This window comes from Streptomyces sp. NPDC045678 (genome assembly GCF_056432085.1).
In genome coordinates this window covers 795,618-807,960 of sequence record NZ_JBWKJS010000003.1, presented here as the reverse complement: position 1 = coordinate 807,960, position 12,343 = coordinate 795,618, and the positions used below count along the sequence as shown (strand labels likewise).

Here is a 12,343-nt window from a genome sequence, read left to right as displayed (position 1 = left end):
GACGACGTACGACGGCCCCCGGCGCGCGATGCGCCGGGGGCTGTCGTCCGCCGGGGCGGGGGTGGGATCAGACCGGCTCCGCGACCGTCGTCCGCCCCGCCGCCCGCGCGGAGTCCCCGTCCGCGTTCCCGGCAGGCTTGTCCGCGTTTCCGGCAGGCTTGTCCGCGTTTCCGGCGGGCTTGTCCGCGGGGCCCGAGCCGCGCAGCGGGACCTCCTTCACGAAGAACGACGCGATCAGGGCCACGACGCTGATGGCGGCGCCGAGCAGGAAGGCCGAGTGCGTACCGGCCGACACCGCGTGCTGGTAGGCGTCCCGGATGGCCGCCGGCAGCATCTTCAGGTGCTCGGCGTCCAGCTGCGCGGACGTCTCGGTGACCTTGCCGCCGCCCGTGCCCGCGCGCTCGGCCATCACGTCGTGGACGCGGTTGTTGAAGAGCGCGCCCATGATCGCGACGCCGAAGGAGGAGCCGAGCGTACGGAAGAGCGTGGCCGAGGACGAGGCGACGCCCATGTCCTTCATCTCGACGCTGTTCTGCGCGACCAGCATCGTGATCTGCATCAGGAAGCCCATGCCGGCACCGAGCACCGCCATGTACAGGCCCGAGGTGAGGCGGGAGGTGCCGGTGTCCATCTGGGCCAGCAGGTAGAACCCGGTGACCATCAGGACGGTGCCGACGATCGGGAAGAGGCGGTACTTGCCGGTCGAGGTGGTGACGCGGCCCGCGACCATCGAGACGGCCATCATCGAGAGCAGCATCGGCAGGAGCAGCAGACCGGAGTTGGTCGCGGACGCGCCCTGCACCGACTGCTGGAAGAGCGGCAGGAACAGCATCGCGCCGAACATCACGAAGCCGGTGATGAAACCGATCACGGCCATCAGCGTGAAGTTGCGGTTGCCGAAGATGTGCAGCGGCAGGATCGGTTCGGCGGCTTTCTTCTGTACGAAGAGGAAGCCTACGAGCGAGGCGACGCCGATGCCGATGAGCTCCATGATCACGGCCGAGCCCCAGGCGTACTCCGAACCGCCCCAGGTGGTGACGAGGACGAGCGCGCTGATGCCCACGGTGAGCAGCGCCGCGCCGAGGTAGTCGATGCGCCCCTGTGCCTTCTTCTTGGGCAGGTGCAGGACGGAGGTGACCATGGCGAGGGCGACGGCGCCCAGCGGCAGGTTGATGTAGAAGGCCCAGCGCCAGCCGAAGTGGTCGGTGATGGAGCCGCCGACCAGCGGTCCGCCGATCATCGCGACCGCCATGACGCCGGTCATCATGCCCATGTACTTGCCGCGGTCCCGCGGCGGCACCAGGTCACCGATGATCGCCATGACGCCGACCATGAGACCGCCCGCGCCGAGGCCCTGAACGGCCCGGAACCCGATGAGCTGGCCCATGCTCTGTGCCATGCCGCTCAGCGCGGAGCCGGCGAGGAAGATGACTATCGCGGTGAGGAAGGAGCCCTTCCGCCCGTACATGTCGCCGAGCTTGCCCCAGATGGGAGTGGAGGCGGCGGTCGCCAGGGTGTAGGCGGTCACCACCCACGACAGGTGTTCCATGCCGCCGAGGTCGCCGACGATCGTCGGCATCGCGGGGCCGACGATCATGTTGTCGAGCATCGCGAGCAGCATCGTGATCATCAGTGCCATCAGCACCACGCGCACGCTGCGCGGCTGCGGCTCCGCCTTCCGCTGTACCGCCGCGGTCCGTTTCTCCGGCATGTTCCCCACTCCCCGCACGATGCCGGGCCCCCGACACTTACTTGCCGCCCGGCTAGTTGATTACACTGGGGAAGGTAGACCCGTAACTTGCCGGTCGTCAAGTAAGTTCTTTTGAAGTTCAGTGGAGCCAGTTCAGTGGAGCCGAGGAGCACCCCGATGGGCACGGGCACAGGCACGAGCAAGCAGCAGCGCCGCGGGAACACGCGCCAACGGATCCAGGACGTGGCCCTCGAACTCTTCGCCGAGCAGGGGTACGAGAAGACGTCGCTGCGCGAGATCTCCGAGCGCCTGGAGGTGACGAAGGCCGCGCTCTACTACCACTTCAAGACCAAGGAAGACATCCTGACCAGCATCTTCGATGACCTCACCAGGCCCATCGACGAGCTGATCGCCTGGGGCCACGAGCAGCCGCACCCCGTCTCCCTGGAGATCAAGCAGGAGACCCTCACCCGGTACAGCGAGATCCTCATCCACGCGGCGCCGCTCTTCCGCTTCATGCAGGAGAACCAGGCGACGATGCGTGACCTGAAGACCGGCGAGAGCTTCAAGGACCGCATGCTCGGGATCTACGACATCCTGAAGGACCCGCAAGCGCCGATGTCCGACCAGGTGCGCTGCTTCAGCGCGCTGTTCACCATGCACGGCGGGATGTTCGTACTCAAGGACGTCGAAGGCGACCCCGAGGAGAAGCGCAAGGCCATCCTGGAGGTCGCCATCGATCTGGTGACGCGGGCGCACACGGGCGCCTGAGCGGTTGTGGGGACGTGGGTCGTCAGACCTTCACGCCCACCGACGCGAGGAACTTGACCGGGTCCACGGCCGTGCCGTAGTTCGGCGTCGTACGGATCTCGAAGTGCAGGTGCGGACCACTGGAGTTGCCGGTGTTGCCGGAGAGGGCGATGCGCTGGCCGGTGCCCACGGCCTGGCCCACCCGGACGTCGACCTGCGAGAGGTGCGCGTACTGGGAGTACGTGCCGTTGCTGTGCTTGATCACGACGGCGTTGCCGTACGCGGGACCGTCGCCGGCGCCGTTCGGTCCCGCCTTGACGACGGTGCCGCCGTGCACGGCCCCGACCGAGGTGCCGACCGGCACGGCGAAGTCCTGGCCGGAGTGCTTGTGGGACCACATGGTGCCGCCGAGGCCGAAGGTCGCGGAAAGCGTGTAGTTCTTGACCGGGTCGACCCAGGCGGCGGCCTTCGCGGCAGCGGCCTTCTTGACGCCCGCGGCCTTCTTCGCCTGGGCGGCGGCCTGGGCCTGGACGGAGTTCACAGCGACGCCGGGCAGCGCGCCACCGCTCTTGGTGTCACCGGCGGCGACCGAGACCCCCGCGCCGAGGGCCGTCGACACTCCGACGCCCGCGACGACGAAGGCCACGCGGGTACGGAAGAACGACGGGCCGGGACGGTGGGACTTGGTGCGCTTCGACATGGGGATGTCCTCCGGGGTGTGAGCTGCGATGACGACTGCGGCGACGCCTGACGCGTACGACCGAGGGGGGCATGAACGGACCCGGCAGGCGGGGCGGGCGGATCGCCCGCTGACCACGCTTCGCCGGGTCTGCCATCCCTTGGTAACCCCCACCCACCCCGGGGCCCAAAACGCCCATCTACTACCCAAAGCCGTAGCAAGAGGCAAGGATTTAGACCGCTTGACACACCCAAATCCAGACAATTACCCCACAGACCGGTAACAGAAGTTCGTCCGACTCCGCTCGTTTAACCGCACGTCGGAGCCGCTCCCGACCTCCACTTACACCAGGACCCCGCCCGCGGAACCCGTACGCGTCCAAGGTCCCGGAGGTTGCGGGCCGAAAGTCCCGGCGAGGACCCCCGCCCTCGCCACTATTCCGCCTAGTACCGGTCAAATCGCCTGTGCGGCATGTCACCGGCCCACCGGATCCGCCCCACGCCGAATGTGACCCCCACTACGCTCACGCCCATGGATCCCGCGGTCATGGGCACCCGCCTGGCGTCGAGTGCCGTCGCCCCACTGGTGAAGCGGTTGTTCGTACGGGAGGGCCCCGGCGCGGGTCTGGTGGAGAAGCCGGTCAGGCTCTCTTCCCTGGTGTCGTTCAAAGGGGAGAAGCGCACGCTGGGCCGCCGGGACGTGCGCCGCCTCGCGGAGCGGCTCGTGGCGGCCTCCCTCGCCTCCCCCGACGAGCGCACCTTCCCGCCGGACGAGACCGAGGCGGTCACCGACGCCTTGGCCCGGGCGCTCCTCTCGCTCGGCGACCTCGACATGGACGACGTCCAGGCGGTGCGCCTCGGCCACCGGAAGCTGGCCCGCGCCCTGATCCACGACGCGTCGGCCGCCGGCCTCTCCGCCGACGCCGCCCTCTACCTCGACTCGGTCACCGAGTGGGCGTGCCTGCACATCCTGCAGTTCTTCACGCAGCGCTCCACGTTCGTGGCGGCGACGCTGGTCGCGCAGAGCCGGGGGCAGGACGAGCTGATCGCGAAGGTCGACGAGCTGATCGCCCGCAGGCCGACCGCCGGGGCGCAGGACCTCGCCTTCGAGCGGCGCTATCTCGCGTACGTGGCGAAGAAGCACTCCAAGCTGACGATCTTCGGCATCGGTCTGACGGGGTCGCCGGGGAAGTGGCCGCTGGACGCGGCGTACATGTCGCTGGAGGCGGTGGAGCCGGGGCGCGTGGCGGCGTTCCGCCATCTGACGGAAGCGGAGAGCCGCGCAGTAGGGGGGTACCGCGCGGACGCGATGGACGTCGCCGAGCACGCGCCCCCGCTCCCGGCGGACCAGGCCCTCGCCACGCACGACCGGGTCCTCCTGCGCGGCGAGGCGGGCTCCGGCAAGACCACGTTGGTGCAGTGGCTCGCGGTCGGCGCGACGCGCCGTGACGTGGCGGGCCCGGACCCTTCCGCGACGCATCCGTCCATGGCCTACCTGGCCGACCACGTCCCCTACGTACTCCCCCTGCGCACCCTCACCCGCCACGGCGAGCGCCTGCCCGCCCCCGCCGACTTCCTGGCCGCCGTCGGCTGTCCGCTCGCGGGCACCCAGCCCCAGGGGTGGGAAGCGCGCGTTCTGACGGCCGGGCGCGCTCTTGTCCTGATCGACGGCATCGACGAGATCCCGGACGCCGAGCGCGACCGGACCCGGGCCTGGCTGAGCGACCTCATCGACGCGTTCCCCGGCAACCGCTGGCTCGTGACGTCCCGCCCCTCGGCCGTACGCGAGGAGTGGCTCACCGAGGAGGGCTTCACCGAGCTGACGCTCTCCGCGATGGGGCAGGACGAAGTGACGGCGTTCATCGGGCGCTGGCACACCGCGGCGGCCACGGGGGTTCCGGAGGAGGACGCCGAACTCGTCGCGTACGAGAGTCAGCTCCTCGCAGCCGTGCGCTCCAAGCCGGACCTCGGCCTCCTCGCCACCAACCCGCTCATGTGCGGCCTGATCTGCGCCCTCCACCGGGACCGGCGCGGCTTCCTGCCGCTGGGCCGCAAGGACCTCTACACGGCGGCCCTCTCCATGCTGCTGGTCCGCCGGGACCGCGAACGCCACATGGCGGTCCCGGAGTTGCGGGAGGAGCCGCAGCTCCAGCTGCTCCAGCGGCTGGCGTACTGGCTGATCCGCAACGGCCGTACGATGATGGACCGTTCGCGCGCCGAGTCCATCATCGCGGACGCTCTCCCCGCGGTCCCGGAACTGGCCCCGCTCGGTGACGCCCACGCGGTCTACACCCACTTCCTGCACCGCAGCGGCCTTCTGCGCGAGCCGGGTCCGGGCACCGTCGACTTCGTCCACCGCACCTTCCAGGACTTTCTGGGGGCGCGGGCGGCGGTGGACGAGGGCGACTTCGGCGTACTCGCCCGGCACGCGGCGGACGACCAGTGGGAGGACGTCATCCGCATGGCCGTGGCGCAGGCGCGGCCGCGCGAACGGGCCGAACTGCTGGGTGACTTGCTTTCGTACGGGGACGGGCTTCCGGAGGAGGGGGCCCGCAAGCGTGTCCATCTCCTGGCCGCGGCCTGCCTGGAACACGCGGCGGAGCTGGCGCCGACGGTGCGGGCCGAGGTGGAGCGGCGGACGGCGGCGCTGATTCCTCCGCACGACGTGGCGAGCGCGCAGACACTGGCGAAGGTCGGCGCGATGGTGCTCGACCTGCTGCCCGGACCGGACGGCCTGTCCGACGACGAGGCCGTGCTGGTGGCCATCACCGCGACGCGCGTGGACTCGGACGCGGCGATCCCCTTCCTCGCCCGGTTCGCCCGGCACCGGGGTCTCGGGGTCCGCAGCCAGTTGATGTGGGGGTGGTACCGGTACGACTGCCGTGCGTATGCCGACCAGATCATCGCCCGGTTCGACGACGCCGAGGACATCCACTTCACTCTCCGCACCGACGATCAGATCGCCGAGCTCGAACGGCTGGGCCTGCGCCCTCGGAAGCTGGACATCAGGCCGGGCGTCACCCCCGCCGTGGCCTCCCGCTTCATCGCGGCCTGCGAGCCCACCTTCCTGATGCTGAACAGGTTCCCGCCGGCCTCGCTGACGGCCGAGGCACTGAACGCCCTCGGCCGCCTCGACGGACTCAGCCTCGTCGGCATGCAGGAGCCGTGGAGTCTTTCGCCGTTCCCCGCCGAGGCGCCCTTGACGTTCCTCAACCTCGTGGACTCCCGGGGCTCCCTGACCGATCTGCACCTCGCGACCCGGTGGCCGACGCTGGAGCGGGTGGCCTTCGGCTACGACGATCCGCTGTCCGCCGCGGACTGGGAGGTGCTCGCGGCGCTTCCCGGCCTGACCGTGCTGCACCTGCCGTCGCACGCCTTCACGGCCGTCCCGCCGGGACTTGCCCTGCCCGGCCTGGCACTCCTACAGCTCTCTCCGGACGCGTCCTGGGCAGTCATGACCTCCCGGCTCGGCACGGTCGCGCCGAGGCTCAGGCACCTCTACGTATACGATCACCCGGTCAGCAGCCGGGACCGGCACGCCCCCATCGACGTCTCCGCGCTGGCCTGCCACCCGACCCTGACGGAGCTGACGGTCCACGCCGTGGCCACCGGCCTGGACACCTTGCCCGCCCACATCGACGTACACGACTACGGCCCGGCCGTCGGCTGACGCTACGACTCGCTCACCGATTGAGCTGAAACCACACTCCTTTGCCCGTGCTCGCGGGCGTCACCCCGCACATGTCCGACAGCGCGGTGACGAGGAAGAGCCCCCGTCCGCCCTCTTCCTCCGCGTCAGGCCTGCGGGGCGCGGGCAGTTGGTCGCCGCCGTCGTACACGGCGATGCGTACGTGGGTGGTGGCGACGGCGGCTCTCAGGTGGACGTCGCTCTTCGTGTGCTGGTGCACGTTGGTCACCAGCTCGGAGGTGCACAGAGCGGCGGTGTCCCCGAGGTGACCGAGGCCGAGGGTTTCCAGGGTGCGCTGTACGAAGTCGCGGCAGATCTTGGCGGAGTGAGCGTTGCCGGGGGCGAACAGGGTGTAGGTGTCCGACGTGAGGTCATGCGGGGGTACGCCCATGAGACGCCTCCATGGCGTTGGGGTCGCTGGTTCGACTGGTGGATGACCGGTCCCACGTGGCCCGACCGCAGTGGCCTACCGCTCCTCGCGAGCAATCCCCCGTCCGGCACGGGGAGTTGGATCGGGCGGTGCGCTTCTGCGGGCGGGCGGGGCGGGGGAATGCGTCGACAGCGAGGCTTCCGTCATGGTTGCGTGAGCGTCGCTATACGTACGGTAGCGATACGGGGCTTACTTGTTCAACCTAATCGTTGCTTTTGGTGGCCCCGGACGCCCCGGCCGGGCAAACTGACCCCATCTTCAAGAAGAGAGACTGCGTTGGCCCTGCGAACAGCCCCGACCGAGCGACAGATCCGACTCGGCTTCGAACTCAGGAGGTTGCGTGAGCACAGCGGCTTCACCGTGCAGGCAGCCGGAGATGTCATCGATATGGGGCGGGTGCACCTGACGCACGCGGAGAACGGCCGCACTCCGATCTCCGCCGAGCGCATCCGCGCTCTATGCCGGGCGTACGGGGTTACTAGTTCACCCTTCGTAGATGCCTTAGTGAGCCTCGGCCAATCGTCCGGCAAGGGCTGGTGGTCCAACTACAAGTCACAGTTGCCCACTTCTGCGCTCGACCTGGCGGAGCTGGAGTCCGAAGCCGTGCAGCTGCGCTCGTACGAGTCGCTGTTCCTGCCGGGCCTCTTCCAAGTCGAGGGCTACACGCGCGCCATTTTTGAGGCGAGCGACGCCGTCAGCTCGACGGCGGAGATCGAGGACGCCGTCCGCTTCCGCCTCGCACGCCAACGTGTACTTGTCGACGACCGGCCACCCCACGTCCACGCCGTCATCCACGAGGCCGCCCTCCACATGCGCTTCGGCGGCGCGCAGGTCATGCACCAGCAGCTGCTCAAGTTGGTGGAGCTGGCCGAACTCCCGCACGTGACCGTTCAGGTCGTGCCCTTCACGGCCGTCGCAGTGTCGGCGCTCACCACACCGTTCTGCCACATCGCCTCGCATGGCGGCGCGCTGGAGACCGTACTGATGGAACATCCCGCGCAGTCGATGTTCCTCCACGGGGAAGACACCGTTACCAAGTACCGCCGCCAGTTTGAACGGCTCGGCGCAGCAGCACTCCCGGCGATCGACACGACGGTGATCCCCGTCAAGCACGGAACACGGGATTCGCTGGGCCTCGTCCAACACATCCTGTACACCCTCCTGGGAGCACAAGCATGAGCACTCTCGACTGGCAGAAGTCCTCCTTCAGCGGCGACCAGGCGAACTGCGTCTACGTGGCCGCACACCCCACCGGGCGGATCCACCTCCGAGAGAGCGACGCCCCGGCCACCACACTCACCACCAGTCCCACCGCCTTCGCCGCCCTCATACGCACCCTCACCTCGTCCGACCACACCGTTCGGGTGACGTGACCCCAATCGCGCCCCGGACAAGGCTCCCCGCGCGATCGTCGGCGCCATGAGCAAGAACACCGAGGCCAGAGCAGAGATCCCCGCCCAGCAGAACAACCTGCCCTCCTGGTACGGCGACCTCCTGAGCGAGATCAAGGGGGCCGTGTCCTGCGCCCGGACCCGCGCCCAACGGGCCGTCAACACCGAACTGGTGCAGCTGTACTGGGAGATCGGACATCTCATTCTTGATCGGCAGGCACAGGAGGGGTGGGGCACAAAGGTCGTCACTCGCTTGGCCGCCGACCTGAAAGCGGCCTTCCCGAACCAGCGCGGGTTCTCTCGACGCAACCTGATGTACATGCAGAAGATGGCCCGCACGTGGCCGGGAGCAATTGTGCAACAACCCGTTGCACAATTGCCCTGGGGACACATCACCGTCCTCATGACCAAGCTGGACACCCCGTCCGAGCTGGACTTCTACGCCGCCCAAGCCGTCCGCAACGGCTGGTCCCGCGCCATTCTGGACCGCTTCATCCACCAGGGGCTGCACCTCACCCAGGGCGCCGCCGCCAACAACTTCGCGGCGACCGTGCCGGACGGCTCCGACGCACTCAAGGATCTGGTCCGGGACCCGTACCGCCTCGACTTCCTCGGACTCGACAAGCATCACGCCGAGCGTGAACTGGAGACCGCCATCGTCGACGGGATGATCCGGTTCCTCACGGAGCTCGGTGTCGGCTTCGCCTTCGTGGGGCGCCAGTACCCCGTTGTCATCGGGGGCGACGAGTTCCGTATCGACCTGCTCTTCTACCACCTCAAGCTCCACCGCTACTTCGTCTTCGAGCTCAAGACGAAGGACGTGCGCCCCGAGCACGTCGGCAAGCTCAACTTCTACGTGAGTGTGGTCGACCAGATGGTGCGCGAGCCGGAACGGGACGACGGGACCATCGGCTTCCTCATCGGGGCCCGCCACAACAAGGCAGCCGTTCAGCTGGCCCTCGACGCCAGCAACAACCCCATGGCAGTCGCCTCCTACTCCACGCTCGCCCCAGCGGAGCGTGAGCTGATCCCCACCGAGGAGGACCTGTCCCGGGTCGTCCAGGAAGCCATCGACGGCATCGAGCAGGCGGAGGCCGGCTGACTCGGCAGCCCTTAAACCCCCTTCCGGGTAAGCCCGTTGACCTAACCTCGAACCATGGTCGACCCCGGAGCCCTCGGTGCCCGACTCGCGTCCAGCGCGGTCGCGCCCCTCGTGAAGAAGCTCTTCGTGAAGGACCAGCCGGGCGCCGCGCTGGTCACCAGGCCGGTGCGGATCTCCGGGCTCGTCTCGTTCACGGGTGAGAAGCGGGACGTCACCCCGAAGGACGTCGAGAAGATCGCGGACGAACTCGTCCGCAGGGCGCTGCGGGCGGCCGGACCCGGCGAGGCCCCCGTGGACGCCGGGGAAGCCGTCGCGGTCAGGGCCGCCCTCGCCCGCTGCCTCGCCACTCTCGGCACCCTCACCATCGAGGACTACGAAGCCGTCGCGCTCGGCCCCGACGCGTTCGCCCGGACCCTCCGCTCGCACTCGGCCGTGACCGTCGCGACGTTCGCGCTCAGCCGCGACGCCGAGCTGTTCCTCGAGCGGCTGCTGCACACCGCGTCCCTGCACATCCTGAACTTCTTCACGCAGCGGTCGACGTACATCGCCCGCCGGCAGACGCAACAGAGCCGCCAGCTCGCGCAGCTCGTCAAAGCCGTCGACGTGCTCCTCGAACGGCTGCCGTCGCAGTCGGCAGAGGACGCCGCGTTCGAGGCGCGGTACGCGTCGTACATCACCTCGCACCACGGCTCCCTCACCATCTACGGCCTCGACGTCTACGCGGGCACCAGCGAGTGGCCCCTCGACACGGCCTACCTCAGCCTGGAGGCGACCAGGGACCGCCCCGAGGAGGGCGCGACCCAGGTCGTCGCCGAGCAGGTCCTCGCCCAGCACGACCACGTGCTGCTGCGCGGAGTCGCCGGGTCCGGCAAGACGACACTGGTCCAGTGGCTCGCCGTGACGGCGGCCGACCGGACGTACGAGCACGGGCTGACCCACCTCATCGGGCGGGTGCCGTTCGTGCTGCCGATGCGGCGGATCGTCCGGCCGGGCTCCGAACTCCCCGTGCCGGGCGACTTCCTGTCCGCCGTGGGGTGCCTCGTCGCCGGGGAGGAGCCGCCCGGGTGGGTGAACCGCGTGCTGCGGGCGGGGCGCGGCGTGCTCCTCGTCGACGGGCTCGACGAGATCTCCGAGGACCGGCGCGAGTCCGCCAAGCGCTGGCTGCGCGATCTGACGCGTACCTTCCCCGGCAACCTCTGGCTCGTCACGACCCGCCCCTCCGCCGTCCCGGACCGGTGGCTGGACACCACCGGCTTCGCCGAGCTCACGCTGTCGCCGATGACCCGCGACGACGTCGAGGCGTTCGTGCGGCGCTGGCACCGGGCCGCGGGCGCCGAAGAATCCGTCGGGACCGCCCTGCTGCAGTCCGTGCGGGCCGCGTCCGAGCTGAACCGGCTCGCCACCAACCCGCTGATGTGCGGCATGCTCTGCGCCCTCCACCGCGAGCGGCGCGGCTTCCTGCCGCAGGACAGGAAGTCCCTGTACCGGGCCGCTCTGGCGATGCTCCTGGAGCGCAGGGACGTCGAGCGGGACCTCGGGGCCGCCACCAGACTGCCGTTCGCCACCCAGGTTCAGCTGCTCCAGAAGCTCGCCTGGTGGCTGATCCGCAACAGCCGCGCGGAGATGGACCGGTCGGAGGCGGTGCACATCCTCGGGGAAGCGGCACCCTCGATGAATCTCGACGGCAGCGGCGAGGAGGTGTACGGCTGGCTGCTGCTCCGGTCGGGCCTGCTGCGGGAACCGGCCGCCGGGCGCGTGGACTTCCTGCACCGCACCTTCCAGGACTACCTGGGCGCCCGTCTCGCCGTACAGGAGCTGGACTTCGACCTGCTCCTGAACAACGCGGACCGCACCGAGTGGGAGGACGTCATCCTGCTGGCCGTCGCGCACGCGCGGCCCAAGGAGGCGGAACGGATGCTTCAGCGGCTGGTGGGGGGTGGTACGGCGCGGGGCACGCTGCTCGCGGCGGCGGCGGCCTCGTACGCGGCCGAGCTGGCACCGGCCGTGCGGCAGGGCGTGGAGGAGGGGGTACGGTCGCTGATTCCGCCGCGGACGGACCGCCAGGCCTCCAACCTGGCGGAGGCGGGCGGCGACCTGGTGCTCCCCCTGCTGCCCGGCCCCGACGAGGTCGACGACGAGCACGCCCGCCTGGTGGTCCTCGCGGCCGCCAGGGTCGGCAGCCCGCAGGCACTGCACTTCCTGACGCGCTTCCGCGACCACCCCGGCCGTTGGGTCCAGCTGACCCTGGCACAGCAGTGGGGGGTCTTCGATCGGGAGCTCTACGTACGGGAAGTCCTCGCGCACCTGTCCTTCCGGCCCACCGTTCCCGTCCACGCCCCCGAGGACCTCCGCGCCCTGCGCGCCATCGGAGGCTGGCCCGACATCCATGTCGCCGGTACCTACCGCGTCGAGGACCTCACGGAACTCATCGTGCCCGAGCGGCTCACCCGCCTCACGCTGGACGCACCCCACCCCGTCGAGGGGCTCGCCTGGCTCTCGGCCTTCCCGTGCCTGGCCGAGCTCGTCGTGCACGCGGACGTGAGCGAGACCGAGGCCCGGCAGCTGCCGTCCCGCGTTCGCTTCAACAGGCCTCTGTCTCCCGGCAATTGACCTA

Annotated in this window: 9 protein-coding genes; 6 read left to right on the top strand and 3 right to left on the bottom strand. The window is 69.5% G+C overall.

Translation table 11 applies throughout. The features are described 5' to 3' along the window. Positions 1-67: 67 nt before the first annotated feature. Positions 68-1,711 (bottom strand): MDR family MFS transporter, encoded by a 1,644-nt coding sequence (locus AC07DO_RS14670; protein WP_479059662.1) that lies wholly within the window; start codon positions 1,709-1,711, stop codon positions 68-70. A 156-nt stretch (positions 1,712-1,867) separates the two neighbouring features. Here AC07DO_RS14670 and AC07DO_RS14665 point away from each other — a divergent pair, with 156 nt between their 5' ends. Further along, a complete protein-coding gene (locus AC07DO_RS14665) occupies positions 1,868-2,461 on the top strand; it encodes a TetR/AcrR family transcriptional regulator (protein WP_479059660.1) in 594 nt (197 codons plus the stop codon). 22 nt (positions 2,462-2,483) lie between these two features. Here AC07DO_RS14665 and AC07DO_RS14660 read toward each other — a convergent pair whose 3' ends face one another. Then, on the bottom strand, positions 2,484-3,140 hold the full coding sequence (locus AC07DO_RS14660) for a M23 family metallopeptidase (RefSeq protein WP_479059658.1): 657 nt from the start codon (positions 3,138-3,140) through the stop codon (positions 2,484-2,486). A 510-nt stretch (positions 3,141-3,650) separates the two neighbouring features. Between AC07DO_RS14660 and AC07DO_RS14655 the strand changes: the two genes are divergently transcribed. Beyond that, positions 3,651-6,788 carry an NACHT domain-containing protein gene (locus tag AC07DO_RS14655; protein ID WP_479059656.1) on the top strand — a complete coding sequence of 1,046 codons (3,138 nt, stop codon included), beginning with the start codon at positions 3,651-3,653 and terminating at the stop codon, positions 6,786-6,788. A gap of 13 nt (positions 6,789-6,801) precedes the next feature. On the opposite strand, the gene AC07DO_RS14650 is transcribed toward AC07DO_RS14655, so the two are convergent. After that, entirely contained in the window at positions 6,802-7,197 is a 396-nt protein-coding gene (locus tag AC07DO_RS14650) for an ATP-binding protein (RefSeq protein ID WP_479059654.1), read from the bottom strand. A 315-nt stretch (positions 7,198-7,512) separates the two neighbouring features. Between AC07DO_RS14650 and AC07DO_RS14645 the strand changes: the two genes are divergently transcribed. Genes AC07DO_RS14645 through AC07DO_RS14630 form a run of 4 tightly spaced genes read left to right on the top strand, consistent with a single transcriptional unit; the run spans position 7,513 to position 12,339 of the window. Continuing rightward, entirely contained in the window at positions 7,513-8,415 is a 903-nt protein-coding gene (locus AC07DO_RS14645; protein WP_479059652.1) for a helix-turn-helix domain-containing protein, read from the top strand. Then, positions 8,412-8,609, top strand: a complete 198-nt coding sequence (locus AC07DO_RS14640) for a DUF397 domain-containing protein (protein WP_479059651.1) — start codon at positions 8,412-8,414, stop codon at positions 8,607-8,609. Before AC07DO_RS14645 ends, AC07DO_RS14640 begins: the two co-directional genes overlap by 4 nt. Positions 8,610-8,655: 46 nt before the next feature. Then, entirely contained in the window at positions 8,656-9,729 is a 1,074-nt protein-coding gene (locus AC07DO_RS14635; protein WP_479059649.1) for a PDDEXK nuclease domain-containing protein, read from the top strand. A gap of 54 nt (positions 9,730-9,783) precedes the next feature. After that, positions 9,784-12,339 (top strand): NACHT domain-containing protein, encoded by a 2,556-nt coding sequence (locus AC07DO_RS14630; RefSeq protein ID WP_479059647.1) that lies wholly within the window; start codon positions 9,784-9,786, stop codon positions 12,337-12,339. The last annotated feature ends 4 nt before the right edge of the window (positions 12,340-12,343 follow it).